The sequence below is a fragment of the Rhodococcus sp. IEGM 1354 genome, from assembly GCF_030056855.1.
Lineage (GTDB): Bacteria > Actinomycetota > Actinomycetes > Mycobacteriales > Mycobacteriaceae > Rhodococcoides.
In genome coordinates this window covers 218,211-245,170 of sequence record NZ_JASHKT010000004.1, presented here as the reverse complement: position 1 = coordinate 245,170, position 26,960 = coordinate 218,211, and the positions used below count along the sequence as shown (strand labels likewise).

The following is a 26,960-nucleotide window of genomic DNA, read 5'->3' as shown; positions in this document are numbered from 1 at the left end:
CGCAGACCAGAACGGACGCCAGAATTGCTCAATCGCGCGCAGACGCCGCCGCGGCCGAAGATCTCTCACCCGGCCGAAGGCTCCGATTCCACGGGTTCGACGTCGGTTTTTGCCGGTGCCTCCGTCCCGCCGAAAGGCAAGTGAATGCGCGCAGTGACCACCGGTGGCTCGCAGGTCCCGCCGACCGGAACAGGGTTCGACAATTCCTTCCCGCTGTCCTCGGCGCAGCGCGGAATGTGGTTTGCGCAACAACTCGCGCCTGACGTCGCTGTCTGTATCGCCCAATACGTCGATCTGCGCGGACCACTCGACATAGCGGTTCTCCAGGAGGCGTCGGCCCGCGCCGGGCACGAGTTCCAGTCGGCCTACCTGCGCCTGGCCCAGGTCGACGGGGAGCCGGTTCAGACGGTCGACCACGGCATAGATCAGTCGGTGCACTACCTGGATCTTCGCGGCGAAGACGATCCGATGGCGTCGGCGCTGGCATGGATAGACGAGAACTACGTCAAGCCGGTCGACATGGAGAACGATCCGCTCGTCGACAGCTGGATCCTTCAGGTCGAGGACGAACGCAACCTCTGGTACAGCAAGATCCACCACGTCGCCCTCGACGGCTACGGTGCCATGACACTGGTCCAGCGCACCGCAGCGCTCTACACCGCAGCGGTCGAGAATGTCGAACCCGAGCCGAACAAGGCAGCCGAACTTCGGCGACTGTACGACCTCGATCAGGAGTACCGGACGTCCACTCGTTTCGAGACGGACAAGGAGTACTGGACATCGAGGGCCGCGGGCATCCACGACGGTGCCACGCTGTCCAACACACCCGGTCGTACCATCGCGGCCAGCAAGCTGCGCAGTGTCGCACTGCCCGATGACGTCGTCACCGAACTCGAAGCGTCTGACTCGACGAAGGGCGGGACGGCCGCCGCGGTGTTCATCGCTGCATTCGGCTGTTACCTCTCGCGCATGACCGGGCGAGAAGACGTCCTGGTCAACATCCCCGTGTCCGCGCGCACCACGGCCCTCCTCCGTCGATCCGGCGGAATGTTGGTCAACGTCGCACCCATTCCGATGCGCGTCTCCGAGAAGGCCACCGTCGGTGAACTCGTACAGCAGGTACAGCTCGAGCTGATGGGTGCGTTGCGGCACCAGAGGTTCAGCATCGAAGACATCCGGCGCGAGTTGGCAGCCACGGGAAGCGACAAACAACTCGCCGGCCCGATGGTCAACATGATGCTGTTCCATCAGCAGATTCAGCTCGGCTCGATCGTCGGCGAATTCAACATCGTCACGTCCGGCCCGGTCGAGGACCTCCTCGTCAACGTTTACCAGAGCGGTACTCCTGCAAGAACATTCGTCGATTTCCGGGCAAACCCCAACCGCTACGACGACAACGACCTGACGACGCATCACTCCAGTTTCGTCGACATGGTCACCGAATTCATCGCGTCCGGCCCGGACGTGCCCGTCCTGCAAGTTCATCCGGACAGCGCCCTCGAAGGTCGCCGCCGCCGTCGCGCTGCGGCGCACGTAGCCCACTGGGTCGATCGACTGGCCGATGCACCGGACCTGCTCGCGCTGCCGACCGACCGCCCCCGGCCTTCGCGCATCGGGCATGTTCGCGCATCGCACGAGGTTGCCCTGGGGTCCGCAGCGTGGGATGCCGTGAGCCGACTCGCCGACGACAGCTCGACCACCCCGTTCGTCGTGCTCGAATCCGCTGTGGCCGTTCTTCTTTCGCGTCTCGCATCCACCGATGACGTCTCGATTGCAGTACCCTCCGGCCGCGGCGAGACGGTTGTTCTGCGCACCCGCCCCGACCGCCGCCAGTCGTTCTCGTACTTCGTCGGCACCACCGCGGCAGAGTTCGTCGATGCGTCGGCCCACGCCGATGCCACCTTCGCCGAGATAGCCCGAGCACTCGGCTCGGCCGAAACCGGCTCGCACAACCCCCTCGCCCAGGTCGCGCTCCGCTTCGGGGAGTCTCCGCTGCCGCGCGACGGAATAGATTTCGATCTCGTCGTCACGGTTCACGAGTCCGAATCTCCGCATGTCGTCATCGATTACGCCACAGAACTGTTCGATGCCGGCAGTGTTGCTCAGATCGGTCGTCGTCTGGTGCGCATCGTCGACGCACTGACGAATGACCCACAGCGTGCCGTCGGTGACGTGGAATTGCTCTCCGCCGCCGAACGTGCGCGTCTCGCTCCGGTTCGTGGTCCGCGTTCTGTTGCGGGTGTGGTGTTGCCGGAGTTGTTGGCTGGTGCGGTCGGTGTTGCTGGTGTCGGTGGTGTTGCGGTGGTGTCGGGTTCGCGGGTGCTGTCGTATGGGGAGTTGGATGCGGCGTCGTCGCGTTTGGCGCGGGTGTTGATGTCGTGTGGTGTGGGTCCGGGGTCGTTCGTGGCGTTGGCGTTGTCGCGGTCGGTGGAGTCCGTGGTGGCGGTGTGGGCGGTGGCGAAGGCCGGTGGTGCGTTCTTGCCGGTGGATCCGAATTATCCGGTGGATCGGATCGAACACATGTTGGTCGATTCCGGTGCTGTGGTGGGTGTGACGTTGGGTGCGCATCTGGATGCGGTTGCGGGTGTGGGTGGGGTGTCGTGGGTGGTGCTCGACGATGCCGATGTGGTGGCGGATCTGGCGTTCGCTTCGCCTGCTCCGGTGTTGGATGCCGAGCGTTCGGGTGTGTTGCGTCTCGATGATGCGGCGTATCTGATCTATACCTCGGGGTCCACGGGTGTGCCCAAGGGTGTGGTGGTCACTCATCGTGGTGTGGGGAACTTGGCTGCCGAGGAGCGGGTTCGGTTCGGTGTGGGGCCGTCGTCTCGGGTGTTGGCGTTCGCGTCGCCGAGTTTCGATGCTTCGATTCTCGAGTTCGTGTTGGCGTTCTCGGGTGGGGCGACGATGGTGATTGCGCCGGCGATGGTGTTCGGTGGGGTGGAGTTGGCGTCGTTGTTGGCGCAGGAGCGGGTCACGCATGCGTTCGTGACTCCGGCGGCGTTGGCGTCGGTGGATCCGGTGGGGTTGGATTCGGTGGAGGTCGTGGTCACCGGTGGTGATGTGTGTGCGCCGGAGTTGGTGGCGCGGTGGGCGCCGGGTCGGCGGATGTTCAATGCGTACGGTCCGACGGAGGCGACGATCTTCTCGTCGATTTCGTCGGCGTTGGTGGTGGGGGAGTCGGTCGATATCGGTTCGCCGACGATCGGTTTCGCGGAGGTGGTGTTGGATGCGCGGTTGAATCCGGTGCCCGTGGGTGTGGTGGGTGAGTTGTATCTGGCGGGTCCGGCGTTGGCTCGTGGGTATCACGCGCGGTCGGGGTTGTCGGCGGAGCGGTTCGTGGCCAATCCGTTCGGTGGTGCGGGTTCGCGGATGTATCGCACCGGTGATGTGGTGCGGTGGAATGCCTCGGGTGCGTTGGAGTATGTGGGGCGCAGCGATTTTCAGGTGAAGGTGCGTGGTTTCCGCATCGAGTTGGGTGAGATCGATTCGGTGTTGGCGGCTGTGTCGGGTGTCGATTTCGTGGTCACTGTCGGGCGTGAGTCCGCGGCGGGGTCGACGGTGTTGGTGTCGTATGTGTTGCCGGTGGCCGGTGCGTCGTTCGATGCCGGTGTGCTGCGGGATCATGCGGCGTCGGTGCTGCCTGCGCACATGGTGCCCTCGGCGTTCGTGATGTTGGAGTCGATCCCGTTGACTCCGGCCGGCAAACTCGACCGCAAAGCCCTCCCCGAACCCGAGCTCGGTTCCCAGAGCACAACGGAGTCGCCGGAAACCGAGTACGAGGCGGCTGTGGCTGCCGTGTTCTGCGACGTACTGGAGCTCGATCGTGTCGGCGTCACCGACAGCTTCTTCGATCTCGGCGGAAACTCCCTTGTCGCAACACGTTTGATCGCCCGCGTCAACGCAGCTCTGGGTACGGATCTGCGGGTTCTCGATCTGTTCGAGGCATCGACGGTGCGCACCCTCGCCGACCGTGCGGAGTCGACGGGCGCATCGCTGCACCGTCGCCCGGCACTGGTTCCCGCCGATCGGCCGGAGTCCGTTCCGCTGTCGCTGGCGCAGCAACGCATGTGGTTCATCAATCAGTTCGATGCATCCTCGCCTGCGTACAACATTCCTCTCCTCGTTCGTCTGTCGGGCCGGCTGGACGTCGATGCGATGTCCGCTGCCGTCGGCGACGTGCTGACTCGACACGAGTCGCTGCGCACGGTGTTCCCCACAGTGGGCGACCTGCCGAACCAGGTGATACTTCCGCCCGAGAACGTCACCGGACCGAACCTTCCGCTCCGTATCGTCGACGTGGCTGCAGAGGCAGTCGATGCGCTCGTGCGTAGCTCTGCCACAACGGGATTCGATGTCACCGTCGATCTGCCCTTCCGCGCGGTTCTGTACCGCACCGGCCCGGAGAGCTTCGTGCTCTCGATCGTGGTCCATCACATCGCGGCAGACGGCGCCTCGATGGCACCGCTCGCCCGCGACGTCATGGTCGCCTACAGTGCTCGATCCGCGGGTTCGCAGCCCACGTGGACGCCACTGCCGGTGCAGTACGCGGACTTCGCGCTGTGGCAGCACGCCGTGCTCGGCGACGAGAACGACCCCACGTCCGTGGCAGCGCGCCAGATCGAGTTCTGGAAGTCCGCGCTGACCGACCTTCCCGACGTACTACCGATGCCGCTCGATCGGCCACGCCCCACCCGTCAGTCGATGCGCGGAAGCGTCACACCGTTCACCATCCCGGCCGATGTCGCAGCTCGCCTGTCTTCGGTTGCTGCCGAACACGAGTCGACTCTGTTCATGGTGGTGCACTCCGCTCTGGCCGTGCTGCTCGCGCGCCTGAGCGGCACCCAGGACATCGCCATCGGCACCCCGATCGCCGGCCGAGGGGACGCAGCACTCGACGATCTCGTCGGAATGTTCGTCGGAACCCTCGTTCTCCGCACGCAGGTCGAGCCACAGGCAAGCTTCGCCGAACTGCTCGCCGGCGCTCGTAGCTCCGACCTCGCGGCCTTCGACAACACCGACATTCCGTTCGAGCGGCTCGTGGACGTACTCGATCCCGCCAGGTCCACCGACCATTCACCCCTGTTCCAGGTGCTCCTCGAGTTCCAGAACAACGCCACCGCCGTGCTCGAGCTACCCGAACTCGTCGTCGAATTCGAGGAGATCGGTACCGACACTGCGAAATTCGATCTGCAGCTTCGCGTCGACCAGGAACCGGTCGACGAGTCCGGGGCCCTGTCCGCGTCGTTCACGTACGCAACGGATCTGTTCGATCCCGAGACCATCGACCGTTTCGTCGACCGGTTCCTGAGGATCGTCGCGACCATCGGCAGCTCCACGGACGTTCGTACCGGCGACATCGACATTCTGTCCCCGGCCGAACGAGAACTCGTCCTGTTCGAGTGGAACGACACCGCACGTCTCATCGAGGATCCGCTCCACCGACAGCTCCCTGCCGGGACCGTCGACATGACTCTGAGCAGTCTGTTCGACCGTCAGGTGCTACGTAGTCCGTACTCGACCGCCCTCGTTTTCGAGGACGAGCACATCACCTACCTGGAGCTGGACGAGCGCGCCAATCAGCTTGCGCGACATCTCATTTCACTGGGCGTGGGGCCCGAGTCCCACGTCGGGCTCGCGATTCGACGTTCGATCGATCTGCTCGTGGGTATGTACGCGATCGTCAAGGCCGGCGGTGCCTATGTACCGATCGACCCCGATCACCCGGTCGAGCGATCGTCCTACGTGCTGTCGAGCGCTCAGCCGGTGTGCATTCTCACCACGAGCCGCGATTGGATCGACATCGCGGTCGCCACTCCGGTTCTCGCGGTGGATCTTCTCGACGTCTCCGATCGCGACCGCTCCTCGATCACCGACCAGGACCGCCTCGGAAGCCTGCACGGAGCCGACACCGCCTACGTGATCTACACCTCCGGCTCCACCGGCCGGCCCAAGGGCGTCGCCGTCACGCACTCGGCCATCGTGAACCGACTGCTGTGGATGCAGGACGAGTACCACCTCGCGCCCGCCGACACGGTGTTGCAGAAGACCCCGGCCACGTTCGACGTATCGGTGTGGGAGTTCTTCTGGCCCCTACAGGTCGGTGCCAAGCTCGTCGTGGCGGAGCCCGACGGCCATCGCGACCCGGTGTACCTGTCGAAGATCATCGCGGCCGAACACATCACCACCGCGCACTTCGTGCCGTCGATGCTCGCGGTGTTCGCAGCCGGAGCTCGGGCTGCGGACTGTGTGTCACTACGACTCGTCTTCTGCAGTGGTGAAGCACTTCCGCCCGCCACCGCCGCTCAGTTCGCGCAGTTCTCGCAGGCCGAGCTGCACAACCTCTACGGTCCTACCGAGGCCGCCGTCGACGTCAGCTACTACCACGTCACCGGGCATGACGGCGTGTCCATTCCCATCGGTTCACCGGTCTGGAACACCCGTCTCTACGTGCTCGACGCGTCGCTTCGACCGGCCCCGATCGGTGCTCCCGGCGAGCTGTACCTGGCCGGAGTTCAGCTCGCTCGCGGCTATGTCGGCCGCGGCGATCTCACCGCCGATCGCTTCGTCGCCGATCCCTTCGGCGAGCCGGGTGATCGTCTCTACCGCACCGGCGACCTGGTTCGTTGGCGCGCCGACGGCGAACTCGAGTACATCGGCCGTACCGACTTCCAGGTGAAGCTCCGTGGTCTGCGAATCGAGCTTCCCGAGATCGAAGCGGTGCTGCTGCGCTCGGAGTCCGTCGCCCAGGCGATCGCTCTGGTGCACAAGGATCCGAACACCGGTGAGACGTTGGTGGCCTACGTGGTCTCCGCGTCCGGTCATGCCGTCGACTCGGCCGAGGTGATCGCCGAGGCCGGACGCCGGCTGCCGGGGTACATGGTGCCCTCGCACGTGGTCGTACTCGACTCACTTCCTCTCAACGCCAGCGGCAAGCTCGATCGAAAAGCGCTGCCGGCCCCCGAGTTCACCGTTGCCGCGCACGAATTCGTCGGACCGGAGAATCCGGTCGAGGAAATCGTCGCGGGTGTCTTCGCGGATCTGCTCGGCGTCGCACAGGTCAGCGCGACCTCGAGCTTCTTCGAGATCGGCGGTAACTCGCTGATCGCGATGCGCCTCGTTGCACGCGTCAATGCCGCCCTCGGAACCGACATCGGCATCAGGGATCTCTTCGATTCCCCGACTGTCCGATCGCTGTCCGCGGGCATCGATGTCAGCACACAGGACTCCGCACCGACGCCTCGGTTGGTGCCGCAGGAACGGCCCGCGGTGGTGCCGCTGTCGCTGGCACAGCAGCGGATGTGGTTCATCAACCAGTACGACACCGAGTCGGCTGCCTACAACGTCGCATTCGCGATGCGCCTGAGCGGCATCCTCGACGTCGACGCGATGCGCTCGGCCATAGCGGACGTGCTCACACGCCACGAGTCTCTTCGAACGATGTTCCCGCTCACCGACGACGGCCCCGTGCAGTCCGTCCTCGACGTGGCATCGGCCGTACCGGACCTGACTCCGGTTCCCGCAGAGGACGACCGGCAGGTCGCCGAGCTGATCGGTGCCGCCGCCGGTGCCGGCTTCGACGTCGTGGCCGACGTTCCGTTGCGCGTCCGCCTGATCCGTCAGGACGAGAACGAACACGTACTCGTCATGGTGGTCCATCACATCTCCTCCGACGGCTTCTCCAGCGCGCCGCTCGCCCGCGACCTGATGGTGGCGTACAGCGCCCGAGCTGCAGGTCATGCGCCGAGCCAGGAACCGTTGCCGGTGCAGTACGCCGACTACGCGCTGTGGCAGCGCCGTTTCCTCGGCGAGGAATCCGATCCCGACTCCCTGATGGCGAAGCAGGTGACGTACTGGGTCGATGCGTTGGCGGGAAGCCCGGAAGTGCTACCGTTGCCGACCGATCGTCCGCGTCCGGCAGTGGCGTCCTTGCGCGGCGACACCGTCTCGTTCGCGATCGATCCCGCAGTGCATGCTCGGCTCGTCGCCGTTGCTGCGCAGCACAATTCGAGCTCGTTCATGATCGTGCACGCCGCTCTGGCCGTGCTGCTGTCACGGCTGTCCGGCACCGAGGACATTTCGGTCGGCACACCGATCTCCGGTCGAGGCGATGCCGCACTCGACGAGCTCGTCGGCATGTTCGTCAACACGCTCGTTCTCCGCACCCAGGTTCCCGGGTCGACTCCGTTCGAGGATCTGTTGGCGGATGTGCGCACCGTCGACCTGGCGGCCTTCACGCACGCGGACGTGCCGTTCGAGCGGGTCGTCGACGCCGTCGATCCCGCCAGGTCCACCGCTCACGCCCCGTTGTTCCAGGTGATGCTCGAGTTCCAGCACACCGATCGACCGACGGTGACCTTGCCCGGGCTGTCGATCGAGGGCATCGAACTGCCCAACGACATCTCCAACTTCGACCTGCAGCTCACGGTCTCCGAGGAGTTCGACGCGTCCGGAAACCCGGTCGGCATCGAAGCCAGTTTCCGTTACGCCACAGAACTGTTCGATGCCGACACCGTGCGCCTCATGTCCGATCGTCTGGTGCGGATCCTCGACGCCGTGACGGCCACGCCGTCCGTTCGCGTCGGCGACATCGACATCCTTTCGACCGACGAGTACTCCGCGTTGGCTCCGGTTCGTGGTCCGCGTTCTGTTGCGGGTGTGGTGTTGCCGGAGTTGTTGGCTGGTGCGGTCGGTGTTGCTGGTGTCGGTGGTGTTGCGGTGGTGTCGGGTTCGCGGGTGCTGTCGTATGGGGAGTTGGATGCGGCGTCGTCGCGTTTGGCGCGGGTGTTGATGTCGTGTGGTGTGGGTCCGGGGTCGTTCGTGGCGTTGGCGTTGTCGCGGTCGGTGGAGTCCGTGGTGGCGGTGTGGGCGGTGGCGAAGGCCGGTGGTGCGTTCTTGCCGGTGGATCCGAATTATCCGGTGGATCGGATCGAACACATGTTGGTCGATTCCGGTGCTGTGGTGGGTGTGACGTTGGGTGCGCATCTGGATGCGGTTGCGGGTGTGGGTGGGGTGTCGTGGGTGGTGCTCGACGATGCCGATGTGGTGGCGGATCTGGCGTTCGCTTCGCCTGCTCCGGTGTTGGATGCCGAGCGTTCGGGTGTGTTGCGTCTCGATGATGCGGCGTATCTGATCTATACCTCGGGGTCCACGGGTGTGCCCAAGGGTGTGGTGGTCACTCATCGTGGTGTGGGGAACTTGGCTGCCGAGGAGCGGGTTCGGTTCGGTGTGGGGCCGTCGTCTCGGGTGTTGGCGTTCGCGTCGCCGAGTTTCGATGCTTCGATTCTCGAGTTCGTGTTGGCGTTCTCGGGTGGGGCGACGATGGTGATTGCGCCGGCGATGGTGTTCGGTGGGGTGGAGTTGGCGTCGTTGTTGGCGCAGGAGCGGGTCACGCATGCGTTCGTGACTCCGGCGGCGTTGGCGTCGGTGGATCCGGTGGGGTTGGATTCGGTGGAGGTCGTGGTCACCGGTGGTGATGTGTGTGCGCCGGAGTTGGTGGCGCGGTGGGCGCCGGGTCGGCGGATGTTCAATGCGTACGGTCCGACGGAGGCGACGATCTTCTCGTCGATTTCGTCGGCGTTGGTGGTGGGGGAGTCGGTCGATATCGGTTCGCCGACGATCGGTTTCGCGGAGGTGGTGTTGGATGCGCGGTTGAATCCGGTGCCCGTGGGTGTGGTGGGTGAGTTGTATCTGGCGGGTCCGGCGTTGGCTCGTGGGTATCACGCGCGGTCGGGGTTGTCGGCGGAGCGGTTCGTGGCCAATCCGTTCGGTGGTGCGGGTTCGCGGATGTATCGCACCGGTGATGTGGTGCGGTGGAATGCCTCGGGTGCGTTGGAGTATGTGGGGCGCAGCGATTTTCAGGTGAAGGTGCGTGGTTTCCGCATCGAGTTGGGTGAGATCGATTCGGTGTTGGCGGCTGTGTCGGGTGTCGATTTCGTGGTCACTGTCGGGCGTGAGTCCGCGGCGGGGTCGACGGTGTTGGTGTCGTATGTGTTGCCGGTGGCCGGTGCGTCGTTCGATGCCGGTGTGCTGCGGGATCATGCGGCGTCGGTGCTGCCTGCGCACATGGTGCCCTCGGCGTTCGTGATGTTGGAGTCGATCCCGTTGACTCCGGCCGGCAAACTCGACCGCAAAGCCCTCCCCGAACCCGACTGGTCCGCTCAGGTCACCTCGGGACGCGACGCCGACAATGCCGTCGAGAAGACGCTTGCCGGTTTGTTCGCCGAGGTGCTCCGCCTCGATCGCGTCGGAGTCGACGATTCCTTCTTCGCTCTCGGCGGAGACAGCATCATGTCGATTCAGCTCGTCTCCCGCGCGAAAGCGGCAGGGCTGGCTCTGTCGCCGCGAGATGTGTTCGAGCACAAGACCGTTGCTGCGCTGGCCGAGGTCGTCGCCGCCGGCGACGGGACCGTTCCGCTCGTGCTGGACGAGCTGCCCGGCGGTGGCGTCGGAGACGTCCCGCTCACCCCGATCGTGCACTGGATGCTCGACCGCACGTCGGTTCTCGACAAGCACACGCAGACCGCCGTGCTGACACTGCCGTCCGATATCGAGCTCGACGTTCTCGAAGCAACCGTTCAGACCGTCCTCGATCACCACGACATGCTCCGTGCAGTTCTGCACCGTGCCGGAGAACCGTCGATGGAGGTGCTCCCGATCGGTTCCGTGACGGCGCGGTCCGTCGTCCGCCGGGTGGAGTCGAACAGTGTTCGCGGACCGGAGTTCTCGGATCAGGCCAAGTCGGAAGCCGCTGCAGCAGTGGGTCGTTTGGCACCCGACGCCGGTGTCATGATCCAGATGGTCTGGTTCGACGCAGGCTCTGAGGGCAGCCGCCTGCTCGTCGTCGCGCACCACCTGGTGATCGACGGCGTCTCGTGGAGAATCCTCGTGCCCGACCTCGCGTCGGCGTGGGCTCAGATCATCGGCGGCAGCACACCGGAACTGGCCCCGGTCGGTACCTCGATGCGTCGTTGGGCGCACGGTCTGCGTGAGGTCACCGCAACCCGTTCGGCCGAGCTCGCAGTATGGCGCGATGCGCTCGCCGATCCCGATCCGCTCATCGGTTCGCGCGCACTCGACCGCGAGATCGACGTCTACCGAACGGTGGACAAGGTCGAGGTGACCCTGCCGACCGATGTCACCGAGGGGCTGTTGACGGCTCTGCCCGAGGCGTTCCACGGCAGCGTCAACGACGGTCTACTGGCCGCCCTGGCTCTGGCGACCGCCGTGTGGCGACGAAACCGCGGTGTCGTCGTGTCCGACGCACTCATCTCCCTGGAGGGCCACGGTCGTGAGGACCATGTGGTTCCGGGAGCCGATCTCAGCCGCACCATCGGTTGGTTCACCACCATCTACCCACTTCGACTGACCCTCGACGGGATCGACCTCGACGACGCTCTCGCCGGCGGGGACGCGGCCGCAGCGCTGGTCAAGTCCGTCAAGGAGCAGCTGCTCGCCGTTGCCGATCACGGTATCGGGTACGGCATGCTCCGCTACCTGGACGAGGAGGCCGGTGCGACACTGCGTGACTTCCCGGCACCCCAGGTCAGTTTCAACTACCTCGGTCGGTACAGCACCGACGTTCCGGACGAGCTCCGCGGACACGGGTGGCTGCCGGTCGACGACTCCGGCGTCGGCGATTCCCAGGACGAGGACCTGCCGGTCGCCGCTGCACTCGACATCAACGCGGTCACCACCGCGACGCCGACCGGACCTCGGTTGGAGGCGACCTTCGCATTCCCGACGGGCGTGCTCGACGCCGACGAGGTCACCGAACTCGCCCAATTGTGGAAGCAGGCTCTCACCGCGCTGACGCAGCTCGCTCAGCGACCGGGGACCGGCGGTTTCACCCCGTCCGATCTCGATCTGGTCAGCCTCGACCAGAAGTCCATCGACGATCTCGAGCGGGTGTACCCGACTCTCGACGACATCTGGTCGATGACGCCTCTGCAGGCCGGTTTGCTCTTCCATGCCGAACTGTCGGATCAGTCCGTCGATGCCTACATCGTGCAGCTGGTGCTCGACCTCCGCGGGGACGTCGACGAGGCTCGCTTCCGCCGCGCTGCCCAGGCTCTACTGCGGCGCCACGCGAACCTACGCACGGCGTTCGTCCACAACAACGACGGCGAATCCATCCAGATCGTGCATCACGACGCCGATGTGCCGTGGACCTCGGTCGACCTGTCGTCGCTGAACGTCGACGATCGCGCAGCCGAGCTCGAGCGAATCGAACACGACGACCGCGCAACACGATTCAACATGGCACAGGCGCCGTTGCTGCGCTTCATGCTCGTGACGCTGGCCCCGGGCGAGTGGCGTCTGGTGATGACCAACCACCACATCCTGCTCGACGGATGGTCGACGCCGCTGCTCCTGAAGGACCTGCTCACGCTCTACGTCGTGGACGGCGACGACGCCGTTCTTCCGCGCGTACCTGCGTACCGCGACTATCTGTCGTGGTTGTCGCGGCGTGATCACTCGGCAGCTCGTGCAGCATGGACGGAGGCCCTCGCGGGTCTCGCCGAACCCACCCTGCTGACGCCGGTCGAGAGCCGTCGCCAGGAGTCGACCTTGGCCGGCCGCGCGTTGGTTTCCTTGGACATCGAGCAGACCGAGCGACTGCGCAGTCTCGCCCGAGCACGCGGCATCACGATGAACTCGATGGTGCAGGCTTCGTGGGCGATGGTGCTGGGCACGTTGACCGGTCGCACAGACGTCGTGTTCGGTGCCACCGTCTCGGGACGTCCGCCGGAGGTCTCGGACATCGAGTCCATGGTCGGTCTGTTCATCAACACGCTGCCGGTGCGCATCGTGCTGGATCCAGCCGAGACACTCGGCCAGTACCTCGATCGAGTGCAGGCCGAACAGGCTTCGCTGCTCGATCACCACTACCTGGGCCTGACCGATATCCAGCGTGCCGTCGGTCCCGCGGTCGCGTTCGACACGCTCACCGTGTTCGAGTCGTATCCGATGGATCGCGCGGGCCTGTCGGCCGAGACCGATCTCGCCGGCATGCGGGTGCACGACGTGCACGACGGCAGCGACACCGCACAGTATCCGCTGACCCTGGTCGCGATGGTCGACGACCGATTGCACATCGAAGCCAAGTATCTGCCCGAGCTGTTCGAGCACAGCGTCGTCGTCGCTACGGTCGACCGAATCGTGCGTGTTCTCGAGGCGATCGCGACCGACACCGACCAACGGGTCGCATCGCTGTCGCTACTGTCCTCGGAAGAATCGAACAGGCTGGCCCCGGTACGTGGTCCCGCTTCCACGATCGCGCGTCTCCTGCCGGACATCCTCACCGATGCCGCAGCCCGCAACCCCGGTGGTGCGGCGGTGTGGAGCGCAGGTCGGACACTGACCTACACCGAATTGGACGCTCGGTCGTCCGCGTTGGCGCGTGCGTTGATCGCCCGCGGAGCAGGCCCGGAAACCGTTGTGGCGCTTGCTTTGCCGCGCTCCATCGAATCGGTCCTCGCAATCTGGGCCGTGGCCAAGACCGGTGCGGCCTTCCTGCCGATCGATCCGAGTTACCCCCGTGATCGAGTCGAGCACATGCTCGTCGACTCCGGCGCATCCATCGGCGTCACGTCGACCGAGCACGTCGGTGCCGTCGAGGGTCTGGGCTCGGCTACGTGGTCCGTCCTCGACCACGACGACACTCGCCGCGATCTCGAGAACCGCTCGACCGCGCCGGTTCTCGACTCCGACCGCACTCGACCGGTACACGTCGACCAGGTCGCGTACTTGATCTACACCTCCGGCTCCACCGGAGTTCCCAAGGGCGTCACCGTCACTCATCACGGCTTGGCCAACCTGGCCGAGGAGGAACGATCTCGTTTCGAGGTGACTCCGAACGCTCGGGTTCTCGCGTTCGCGTCGCCGAGCTTCGATGCGTCCATTCTCGAGCTGGCCATGGTGATCTCGGGTGCCGCCACGATGGTGATCGCACCCACCTCGGTCTACGGCGGCGTGGAGCTCGGCGAGCTCTTGGCACAGCAGCACGTCACGCATGCGTTCGTGACTCCCGCGGCCCTCGCCTCGGTGGACCCCGACGGTCTGACCGAACTGAGCGTCGTTGCAACCGGTGGCGACGTGTGTCCGCCCGAGCTCGTCGCACGGTGGGCACCCGGCCGGCGCATGTTCAATGCGTACGGCCCCACGGAGGCCACCATCTTCTCCTCCGTCAGCGACCAGCTGCACGTGGGCTCGCCCATCGATATCGGCTCGCCGACAATCGGTTTCGGCGAAGTAGTGCTGGATTCGCGTCTGCATCCGGTACCGGTCGGTGTCGCAGGAGAGCTCTACCTCGCCGGCCCCGCCCTGGCGCGTGGCTACCATTCGCGATTCGGTCTGACGGCAGAGCGGTTCGTCGCGAACCCGTTCGGCGAGCCCGGCGAGCGTATGTACCGAACCGGCGACGTCGTGCGGTGGACCGAGTCGGGCACCCTCGAGTACGTCGGACGCAGCGACTTCCAGGTCAAGGTGCGCGGTTTCCGTATCGAGCTCGGCGAGATCGACGCGGTGCTGACCGATGATCCGTCAGTCGAATTCGCTACGACGATAGGTGTCGACGGACCTGCGGGTAACACGATCCTGGTCGCCTACGTTCTTCCGCGGCCCGGCCATGAAATCGATGTGACGACGCTGCGCACGCGCGCGTCGAGTTCGCTTCCGACACACATGATTCCGACGGCATTCGTTGCTCTGGAGTCGATCCCACTCACGCCTGCGGGCAAGCTGGATCGACAGGCGCTGCCCGCCCCGGATCTGCACCTCGGCAGCGACTCGCGCGCTCCCCGCAACGAGACCGAGCGAATCATCGCCGAGATCTTCGGCGAGGTGCTCGGCGTCGACAGCGTCGGCATCGACTCGAGCTTCTTCGATCTCGGTGGAGACTCACTCAGCGCCACCCGCCTCACCGCTCGGGTGAATGCGGCCCTCGACACTGCCGTCAGTGTTCGTGCGTTGTTCGAGGCACCCACGGTCGAGTCGTTGGCGGTACGAGTGCACAGCAACCCGGCCGGTGCCGCGCGCCGTCCGGCGCTCACCGCGAAGCCTCGCCCGAGCTCGATTCCGTTGTCGATGGCTCAGCAGAGAATGTGGTTCATCAACCAGTTCGACGTGGACTCGGCCGCCTACAACATCCCGCTCGCGGTTCGGTTGACAGGCCGTCTCGATGTCGAGGCAATGAACGCTGCGATCGGTGACGTGCTGGCGCGGCACGAGTCGCTGCGCACCGTGTTCCCCTCGCACGGCGATCGGCCCGAGCAGCACATTCTCGGCACCGACGCGGCGACGACCGATCTGCACGTCGTCGACGTCGATGCCACCGACATCGTCACCGCGATCTCGTCCGCCGCCGCCCGCGGATTCGACGTGTCGAAGGACCTGCCCTTCCGGGCCGTTCTGTACCGGACGGCACCCGAGGATTTCGTGCTGTCGATCATCGTGCATCACATTGCCGCCGACGGCGCGTCCATGGCACCGCTGGCCCGAGACGTCATGGTGGCGTACGGATCTCGCGTGTCGGGAGTAGCTCCGATGTGGGCACCGCTCGACGTTCAGTACGCCGATTTCGCGATGTGGCAACGCACGGTTCTCGGCGACGAGTCCGACCCGAGCTCGGTGGCAGCACAGCAGCTCGAGTTCTGGAAGTCCACTCTCGCGGATCTACCCGAGCTGCTGCCGCTTCCGCTCGACCATCCTCGCCCGGCACGCCAGTCAATGCGCGGCAACAGTGTTCGGTTCGAGATCGAGCCAGACGTCCACGCCGGCCTGGTGGACCTCGCCCGCGCGAACGACGCGACCGTGTTCATGGCCATGCATGCAGCATGGTCGATCCTCATGGCTCGCCTCAGCGGGACCGAGGACATCGCAGTCGGCACGCCCATCGCCGGGCGTGGCGACGCAGCGCTCGACGATTTGGTCGGCATGTTCGTCGGGACTCTGGTTCTGCGCACCGAGGTAGCGCCCGATCTCTCGTTCACCGAGCTGCTCCGCCGGACCCGTGCCGCGGACCTGGCGGCGTTCGACAACACCGACGTGCCGTTCGAGCGTCTCGTCGACGTCCTCGATCCGGCCCGTTCCACCGACCACTCGCCGTTGTTCCAGGTACTGCTCGAATTCCAGAACAACACCTCGGCCGCACTGGAACTACCCGAACTCACGGTCGAGGCCGTCGACATCGACGCCCACGTCGCGAAGTTCGACCTCCAGCTGACCGTCGCGGAACGGTTCGACGACTCCGGCGCTGCGGCGGGTATGACCGCTGCGATCACCTACGCGGTCGACCTGTTCGACGAGACCTCCGTGGACGAGTTCTCGACTCGATTCGGTGCCGTCCTCGCCGGCGTGACCACCGATCCCGACCGTGCTGTCGGCGACATCGACATCCTGTTGCCGGGTGAATTCGACGCCATGGCCCGGCAGTGGAACCACGACGGCCACGCGGCGACCGATGCGACACTGGCCGATCGCTTCGCTGCTGCCGCTGCGCAGTTCCCCGAAGCGCACGCAGTCGTGTTCGGCGATCGCTCGCTGACCTACGCCGAGCTGGACGACCGCTCGAACCGACTTGCACGAATCCTCGTGGATCGGGGTGTGACGTCGGAGTCCCTGGTGGCGGTTGCGATGCCGCGCACCGAGGAGCTGATCGTTGCTCTGCTGGCGGTCGTCAAATCCGGCGGCGGCTACCTCCCGATCGACGTCGGCTATCCGGCCGACCGGCTCGCCTTCATGCTCGACGACGCGTCACCGGTCTGTGTGATCTCCACGGTCGCCGACAGTGCAGCGGTGCCCGCATCCGATGTCGAAATGCTGCTGGTCGACGCACCCGAAGTGGTCGCCGAACTGGCAAGCGTGTCCGGTGCCCCGCTGACCGACGCCGACCGTATCGGCACCACCGATGCCGATGCGATCGCCTACGTCATCTACACCTCGGGCAGTACCGGACGTCCCAAGGGTGTGCAGATCGCGCACCGCAACGTCGCGACGCTGTTCGCGAACACCACGGATCTGTTCCACTTCGACGACAACGACGTGTGGACCATGTTCCACTCCTACGCGTTCGACTTCTCGGTGTGGGAACTGTGGGGACCACTGCTGCACGGCGGCACTCTCGTGGTCGTCGACTACTACACCGCACGCTCGCCGGAACTGTTCCGCGAGTTGCTGATTCGTGAGAAGGTCACGGTTCTCAACCAGACGCCGACGGCGTTCTACCAGTTTGCCGAAGCCGATCGTGTGGCAGCCGCGGCCGGTGGATCCGCCGACGGATCGGACGCACTGTCGCTGCGGTACGTCATCTTCGGTGGAGAAGCACTCGATCTCGGGCAGCTCGGTCGCTGGTACGCACGGCACGAGGAGACGTCGCCGACTCTGGTCAACATGTACGGCATCACCGAGACGACGGTCCACGTGAGCCATCTGGCTCTGACCGAGCAGTTCGCGGCGTCCGCTTCGGCCAGCGTCATCGGCCAGGCGATCCCGGCGCTGCGTGTCGCAGTGCTCGACACCCGTCTCAATCCTGTTCCGCCCGGCGTCGTGGGGGAGATGTACGTCTCCGGGGCACAGCTCTCTCGCGGCTACCTCGGCCGAGCAGGGCTGTCCGCAACGCGTTTCGTTGCCGACCCTTCCGGCGATGCGGGTGCGCGTATGTACCGCACCGGTGACACCGCCAGATGGAACCGCGATGGGGCTCTCGAATATCTGGGTCGAAGCGACATGCAGGTCCAGTTGCACGGCTTCCGTATCGAACTGGGCGAAATCGAAAGCGCGCTACTGGCATTCGACGGGGTAGCTGCTTCCGTGGTAGCCGTCCGCGACGACGGTTTCGGTGACCGTCTGATCGGCTACGTCGTGGCCGAGGCCGGTCGCGCACTCGACCATGCGGCCGTTCTCGACTTCGTGGGCAACTCGTTGACCTCGTACATGGTGCCCGCAGCGTTGATCGTCCTGGACGAGCTGCCGCTGACCGCCAACGGCAAACTCGATCGCCGTGCACTCCCGGCACCGGACTTCTCGGCAAACGTCACCGAAAGCCGTTTGCCTGCAACCGAAGTCGAATCGATCCTGGCCGGTCTCTTCGCGGACGTTCTCGGGCTCGACAGCGTCGGCGTCGACGATTCGTTCTTCGCACTCGGCGGCGACAGCATCATGTCGATCCAGTTGGTCTCGCGCGCCAAGGCGGCCGGGCTGGTGCTGGCTCCCCGCGACATCTTCGAGCGCAAGACCGTGGCCGCTCTGGCCGAGGTCGCTGTTCTCGGCGGCGACGCCGTGGTGCTCGAGGAACTCGACGGTGGGGGAGTCGGCCCGATGCCGCTCACCCCGGTCGTACGGTGGATGTTGGACCGCAGCACCGAATTCGGCCGTTACACACAAACAGCGCTGCTCCAGCTTCCGGTCGGCATCGAGCGCCAGACGCTCGAACGCACGGTGGCAGCGGTGCTCGATCGTCACGACATGCTGCGTGCGCGCCTCTACCAGGACGCGGACGGGGAGTGGCACGAGGAAGTGGCTCCGGTCGGAACAGTCTCGGCTGCGAGCGTCCTTCACGCGGTCTCGGTCGAATCCGTCGACGGCCCCGAATTCTCCGTCGTCGCCGCGGCCGAGCTCGACGCCGCTGCCGATCGTCTGGTTCCGGCCGACGGCGTCATGGTGCAGATGGTGTGGTTCCAGAGCCCCAGTGGCTCGGGTCGACTGCTCGTGGTCGCGCACCACCTCGTGATCGACGGCGTGTCCTGGCGCATTCTGGTTCCCGACCTCGCCACGGCATGGAGTCAAATCGTCGCAGGCCAAGAGCCTGCACTGGCTCCGATCGGTACGTCGATGCGTCGGTGGTCCACCGGACTCACCGAGGTCACGGCCGCCCGAACCGACGAGCTCGGACTGTGGCGTCGGATCCTCGACGGAGCCGACCCGACGATCGGTTCTCGCGCGCTCGACAAGAGAATCGACGTCGACGCCACCGTGCAGCGTGTCCGCACGTCTCTGCCGGTCGAGGTCACCGAGCGCCTGTTGACCACTGTCCCGGACGTGTTCCGCGGCAGCGTCAACGACGGCCTGCTGGCTGGTTTGGCTCTGGCCCTGACGGCGTGGCGTCGCGAACGCGGCGATGCGGTGCGGGACGCTCTCGTGACTCTCGAGGGCCACGGCCGCGAGGACGCGGTGGTGCCCGGTGCCGATCTCGGTCGGACCGTCGGCTGGTTCACCACCATCTTCCCCGTGCGTCTCGATCTCGGGTCGCTCGACGTCGCCGACGCTCTGGCGGGCGGCGCGTCGGCCGGTGCCCTGGTCAAGACCATCAAGGAACAGCTGCTCGAGATCCCCGATCACGGCATCGGCTACGGCATGCTGCGGTACCTCGATGCCGCTGCAGCCGAGGCTCTGTCCGGCTTCGCCGCCCCACAGGTCAGCTTCAACTACCTCGGCCGGTTCTCCACCGGATCCACCGAAGGCATGGACGACGTGGGTTGGATCCCGGTGGCCGACGCGGAGCTCGGCGACGCGCAGAATCCGGACATGCCGGTGCCTGCGGCGCTGGACATCAACGCTGTCACCACCTCGACCCCCGACGGCCCGCAGCTCGACGCGACGTTCGCCTTCCCCGCGGGCGTTCTCGACGCCGACGAGGTCGGCAGGTTGATCGAACTGTGGACGCAGGCCCTCACCTCGATCACCGAGCACGCCTCGGCCGACGGTGCGGGCGGCTTCACGCCGTCGGATCTCGAGCTGGTAGACATCGATCAGACATCCATCGATGCTCTGGAAGAGCAGTTCCCGAAGCTCGACGACGTGTGGTCGTTGTCGCCTCTGCAGGCCGGCTTGCTGTTCCACGCTCGCCTGGCCGGCGAGATCGGCAGTGCCGGTTCGGGTGTCGACGCGTACATGGTTCAGCTGGGCCTCGAGCTCCGGGGAACGGTCGATGCGGCGCGGATGCACGCTGCTGTCGACAAACTGGTCTCTCGCCATCCCAACCTGCGAGCAGCGTTCGTACACAACAGCAACGGCGAGTCACTGCAGATAGTGCAGAGTTCGGTCACTGTTCCGTGGTCCGAGATCGATCTTCGGGGGGAGCCCGATGTCGAGGTGGCCCTCGAGGCAGTTCTCGAGGCCGACCGTGCGGTGCGCTTCGAGATGGACCGGGCGCCGCTGCTGCGGTTCACGCTCATCACCCTGGCCGACGATCACTGGCGTCTGCTGCTGACCAACCACCACATCCTGTTGGACGGGTGGTCGACGCCACTGGTCGTCAAGGAACTCATCACGCTCTACGTCACCGAGTCCGACGACTCGATGCTGCCGCGCATTCCTGCCTACCGGGACTACCTGGCGTGGATGCGCCAACGCGACGTGGCGATCTCCACCGCGCAATGGGTCAGTGCCATGGCCGGCGTGGAAGAACCCACGCTGTTGGTCACCGACGATCGTGGCCGGCAACTGTCCACCGTGTCGCAGGAGACCGAGCGGTCGTTGTCGGTCGAGACCACCGCGGCACTGCGTGACTTCGCTGCTCGCCGTGGATCGACCCTCAACACCCTCGTCCAGACCGCATGGGGCGTCGTGTTGGCCACCCTCACCGGACGCGAGGACGTCGTGTTCGGTGCGACGGTGTCGGGTCGTCCGCCGGAGGTTCCGGGTATCGAGGGCATGATCGGGCTGTTCATCAACACCCTGCCCGTCCGTGTCACGCTGGACCGGAGCGAAACGCTGGGTGCACTGGTCGATCGGGTTCAGGCCGAGCAGGCATCGCTGTTGGATCACCACTACCTCGGCCTGACCGATATCCAACGCGCAGCAGGTGCAGGCGTGGCCTTCGATACCTTGACGGTGTTCGAGTCGTACCCCGTCGACCGCGCCGGCGCTTCTGCGGCAACCGATTTCGCCGGTATGCAGGTCACCGACATTCTCGGAACCGACGCAGCGCACTACCCGCTGACTCTGGTCTCGTCGGTCGACGAGCGCCTGAACCTGAAGGCGAAATACCTGCCGGAACTGTTCGACGTCGATGCCGTGCACGCCATCGTCGATCGAGTCGAGCGTGTGCTCGACGCCGTGCTCGAGGACGAACAGCAGCCACTGGGACGGCTGCGACTGCTCGGCGACGCCGAGTTCGCCTCGCTGGCACCGGTGTTCGGACCCGAAGGACGCTCGGCCCGGCTGCTGCCGGAGATCTTCTCCGACGCTGCCGCGGTGAACCCGGACGCCATCGCACTGCGCAGCACCGACGGCGAAATGACGTACCGAGAATTGGACCGTCGGTCCAACCGACTCGCTCGAATTCTGCTGGGCCACGGCGTGCGCACCGAGACCTTCGTGGCGCTCGGTATCGCACGGTCGATCGAATCGGTACTGACGGTCTGGGCCGTCGCAAAGTCCGGCGCGGCATTCGTACCGGTGGATCCGAACTACCCGGCCGATCGCATCGAGCACATGTTGGCCGACTCCGGAGCAACGTTCGGCGTCACCACCCGCGCCCATCTCGACGACTTGCCGTCGACCGTGCCATGGATCGTCCTCGACGATCTGGCGACGGACGGCCCGAACGCAGTGAGCGACGAGCCGATCGACGCCACCGAGCGGAACGGACGCATCGCCTTCGAAAGCGCGGCGTACACCATCTACACCTCGGGTTCGACGGGTGTGCCCAAGGGTGTCGTCGTCACGCACTCCGGTCTCGACAACTTCGCAACCGAGCAGCGCGAGCGATACCGAATCACGAAAGATTCACGCACTCTGCATGTCTCGTCGCCGAGCTTCGATGCATCCGTGCTCGAGTACCTGCTCGCCTTCGGCGTCGGTGCGACGATGATCATCGTGCCGCCCACCGTCTACGGCGGCGACGAACTCGCGGCGCTGCTGGCAGCGGAGTCGGTCACCCACGGCTTCATCACCCCGTCGGCTCTGGCGTCGGTCGACCCGACCGGGCTCGACACGTTCGCCGACGTCGTCGTCGGCGGCGAGGCCGTGCCGGCCGAGTTGGTCGCGAAGTGGGCACCGGGCCGGAATCTGTACAACGGTTACGGTCCGACCGAGGCCACGATCATGTCCAACATCAGCACGCCGATGACTGCAGGTGACACCGTCTCGATCGGTGGTCCCGTTCGCGGCGTGTACGAGGTCGTGCTCGATTCACGACTGCAGCCCGTTCCTGTCGGCGTCGCAGGTGAGCTCTATCTCGCGGGTGTCGGACTCGCCCGCGGTTACCACAATCGATTGGGCCTGACGGCGGAGCGATTCGTCGCCGACCCGTTCGGCGCACCCGGTGCACGGATGTACCGCACCGGAGACGTGGTGCGGTGGTCGCCCGATCTGACGATCGAATACGTCGGTCGAAGCGATTCGCAGGTCAAGGTTCGTGGCTTCCGCATCGAACTCGGTGAGATCGACGCTGCGCTCGCATCGCATCCGTCCGTGGACTTCGCCGCGACCTTCGGTACTCCGGGTCCGTCGGGAGCGACCGTCCTGGTGTCGTACGTACGAACCACCGAGGACGCGGCGGACGCGTTCGATACCGGTGTCCTACGTGACCATCTGGCCGGCATGTTGCCGTCGCACATGGTTCCCGCAGCCATCGTCGTGCTCGACGCCATTCCGCTCACGCCGGTCGGAAAACTCGATCGGTCCGCGTTGCCGGTGCCCGAGTTCGGGTCGGCGACGTCCTTCCGCGAGCCGAGCACGCCGGCCGAGCTCACCGTGGCCGCTGTGTTCGCCGAGATTCTCGACGTCGATCGGGTCGGTGCCGACGACAGCTTCTTCGAGCTCGGTGGAGACTCACTCAGCGCCACCCGTGTCATCGCTCGCGTCAATGCCGAACTCGGCACCACGATCGGCGTGCGCACGATCTTCGAGATGCCGACTGTCGCCGGATTGGCGAGCGCGGTCGGCGCAACGTCCACACGGACGCAGCGTCCGAATCTCGTTGCGACACAACGTCCTGATCACATCCCGCTGTCGCTCGCACAGCAACGCATGTGGTTCATCAACCAGTTCGACACCACCTCGGCGGCGTACAATGTGCCACTGGTCGTCAAGTTGACCGGGCAGCTCGATACTGCGGCCCTCGCCGCGGCAGTCGTCGACGTCCTCGAGCGGCACGAATCGCTGCGGACGACGTTCCCGGACGGACCGGACTTCCCGGTCCAGCTCGTACATCCGGCCGTTGAGGTAGCTCCGGTGGTCGAGCCGGAATCGATCGATGCCGGTGTGCTGACCGACCGGGTGGCGCACCTGGCAGGTCGCGGATTCGACGTGACCACCGAGATTCCGGTGCACGTCGAGCTGTTCCACGTCGTCGGTGCCGATACCGATGCCGAGCCCGTCTTCGTACTGGCGATGGTGGTGCATCACATCGCGGCCGACGGAGCCTCGATGGCACCGCTGGCACGAGACGTGGTGCTCGCGTACTCGGCGCGCACCGCGGGAGGAGCGCCGGGCTGGGAGCCCTTGCCGGTGCAGTACGCCGACTACACGCTGTGGCAGCGTTCGTTGCTCGGTGACGAGAAGGACGAGTCGAGCGTGGCCGCGGCCCAGCTCGAGTACTGGTCGACAGCGCTCGCAGGTCTACCCGATCTGCTGCCGTTGCCCACCGATCGACCGCGGCCCACCACGCAGGATTTCCGGGGTGGCCGGGTTCGCTTCACCGTCGACGCCGAGATCCATCGGGCACTCGTCGAGATCACTCGCGAGCAGAACGTCAGTATGTTCATGGTGTTGCACGCCGCGTTCGCGGTGGTGCTGGCGCGCCTGAGCGGTACCGACGACATCGCGATCACCACTCCGGTGGCAGGGCGCGGCGACGCGGCACTGGACGATCTCGTCGGCATGTTCGTCAACACCTTGGTGTTGCGCAGCCGGATCGACGACTCCGCCTCGTTCGTGGATCTGCTCACGCAGGTGAAAGCACACGACCTCGACGCCTTCGATCACACCGAGATGCCGTTCGAGCGCATCGTCGAGGTGCTCAATCCCACGCGATCGACGGCGTATGCACCGCTGTCGCAGGTGGCGTTGTCGTTCCAGAACAACGAGAAGGCGTCACTCGAGCTCCCCGATCTGCGCGTGGAGGGCTTCGACTTCGACGTTCCCGTGGCCAAGCAGGATTTGCAACTCCTGGTGTCCGAGACCTTCGACGACGACGGGCGACCCGCCGGATTCGAGGCAGCGTTCGATTACGCCACCTCACTGTTCGATGCGGCCACCGTCGATGCGATCGCAGCGCGACTGGTTCGCGTACTCGACGCCGTCGGCAGCGATCGACTCACCGCGGTGGGAGATATCGACATTCTCGGTGCCGACGAGAAGCAGGCTTTGGCACCGGCCCGTGGGTCGGTCGACGTCGCGCTGCGAACGTGGCCGGAGATGCTCGCCGCCTCGGTGTCGCTCGACCCGTATGCGGTCGCCGTCACGTACCGGGGCGTGAGCCTGTCCTACGCGGACCTCGACAGCTGGTCGAACCGAATCGCGCGGATGCTCATCGACTACGGCGTCGGCCCGGAAACGTTCGTGGCACTAGCACTGCCTCGGTCCATCGAGTCGGTTCTGTCGGTGTGGGCGGTCGCCAAGACCGGTGCGGCATTCTTGCCGGTCGACCCGAACTACCCGGCCGACCGCATTGCGCACATGCTCGAAGATTCGTGTGCGGCAATGGGATTGACCGATGTCGACAGTCGGGAGTCACTGCCCGACACCGTGCCGTGGCTCGTGCTGGACGATCCAGAGACGTCGTCGGAGCTGTCTCGCTATCCCGTGGCCGCAGTCACCGATGCGGAGCGTACGGCGACGCTGCACCTCGACCACCCGGCGTACCTGATCTACACCTCGGGTTCGACCGGTCGCCCGAAGGGCGTAGCAGTGCGGCACCGGGGCCTGGCCAACCTGCAGGCCGAGGTGATCGATCGATTCCGTCCCACCCGAGATTCGCGGGTGTCGCACATCGCCTCGCCGAGTTTCGACGCCTCGGTGTACGAGCTCACGATGGCGTTCGGCGTCGGTGCCACCGTCGTGATCGTGCCACCGGGAACGTTCGGTGGCAGCGAACTCGCCGACCTGCTCGAATCGGAACACGTCACGCACGCGTTCCTGACTCCGGCGGCATTGTCCTCGATCGACGAGACACGTCTGGGCACCGTCCGCGTCCTCGCCGTCGGCGGCGAGGCCTGCACCCCGGAGCTGGTGGCGAAGTGGGCACCGGGCCGCAAGATGTTCAACGGCTACGGTCCGACCGAGACGACTATTCAGGCGAGTGTCGGCGGTCCGTTGATTCCAGGCGGCACGGTGGACGTCGGCCGGCCGGGTACCGGATTCCGGTTCCTCGTGCTCGACGCACGTCTGCGGCCGGTCCCGGCCGGAGTGTCGGGCGAGCTGTACATCGCAGGCCCCGGTACGGCACGCGGTTACCTGCGACGATTCGGGCTCACGTCCGAACGCTTCGTCGCCGACCCGTTCGGTACCGCCGGTGAGCGGATGTACCGGACCGGTGACGTCGTGCGCTGGGGGAGTACCGGTGTGCTCGAGTTCGTCGGACGCAGCGACTTCCAGGTCAAGGTTCGCGGATTCCGTATCGAGCTCGGCGAGATCGACTCCGCGCTCACCGATCACGACGAGGTCGGCTTCGCGGCGACCATCGGTCACAGTGCGGCGTCGGGAGATACGGTTCTCGTGTCCTACGTCCTGCCGGCCGAGGGTGCATCGGTGGACGTCGAGGCGCTGCGCGACAGCGTCGCGACCGTGCTTCCGCGCCACATGGTCCCGTCGACGATCATCGAACTCGCCGACATCCCACTCACTCCGGTGGGCAAGCTGGATCGACGAGCTCTCCCGGTGCCGGAACTGACGGTCTCGACGACGCCGTATCGGGCACCGAGTACCGATCTCGAAACAGCCATCGCCGACGCGTTCGCCGAGGTGTTGGGTGTCGAACGAGTCGGTATGGACGACAACTTCTTCGAGCTCGGTGGCACGTCGCTGGTGGCAACCAAGATCGGCCCGGCCATCGAGAACGCGGTCGGAGTTCGCGTCCCGCTGCAGGCGTTGTTCGTCGATCCGACCCCGGCAGGGCTCGCGGCTCGAGTTGCGTCGGACGTGGATTCGTCCGGTGCACAACTGGATTCGGTGTTCGGCGTGGTCATCCCACTACGCAGCACAGGCTCCAAGGAGCCGCTGTTCTGCGTCCATCCCGGAATCGGTTTGTCGTGGGGATATGCGGGCCTGGTGTCCCAGATCGCTGATGACCGTCCCGTGTACGGCCTGCAGTTGCCCAGCATCGTGGAGGGCACGCCGTTCGGCTCGATTCGAGACCTTGCGCACCGGTACGCCGACGAAATTCGGGCCGTCCAGCCGGTCGGTCCGTACCACCTGCTCGGGTGGTCGCTCGGTGGTTCGCTCGCCCACGCGATTGCCGTGGAACTACGCAGCACCGGCAGCGACGTGCAGACTCTCGCGTTGCTGGACAGCTACGTCGACGGCCACGACGAGACGGCCGACGGTGAGCTGAGCGTCGAGAACCTGCTCGCGGGTCTGGGGCTGGATCTGACTGCTCAGGCGTCGTCCGAGCCGTTGACCTACGAACGTGGGGTCGAACTGCTCGACGAATCCTTGGGGCAGACCACCGGTGTCACGGCGGATCATTTGCGCAGAATCAATGCAGGATTCGAGAACTCGACGCGAATCATGGCCGAGTTCATCCCGGACGTGTTCGACGGAAATGTTTTGTTCTTTTCTGCAACGAAAGGCGCGAGTGACGGAATTGTTCGGTCACCACAGGAATGGCGACCGTACGTGTCAGGGGATATCGTCATCCACGGTGTCGACGTTTTCCACAACGAAATGACCAATCCCGATGCTGTCTCGGTGATCGGTCCGGTTGTCGACGCACATCTGGGCAATACATATCCATAACGTTTGCGAGTGTTCTTGCGTGAAAGAGCACTCGCTCGAATAGCATCGGCTTTCGATACTCG

1 protein-coding gene is annotated in these 26,960 nt (G+C 65.5%); it reads left to right on the top strand.

What is annotated here, in order from left to right:
- Positions 1–144 precede the first annotated feature (144 nt).
- Positions 145–26,898 (top strand): non-ribosomal peptide synthase/polyketide synthase, encoded by a 26,754-nt coding sequence (locus QM588_RS10775; protein ID WP_283313174.1) that lies wholly within the window; start codon positions 145–147, stop codon positions 26,896–26,898.
- Positions 26,899–26,960 lie beyond the last annotated feature (62 nt).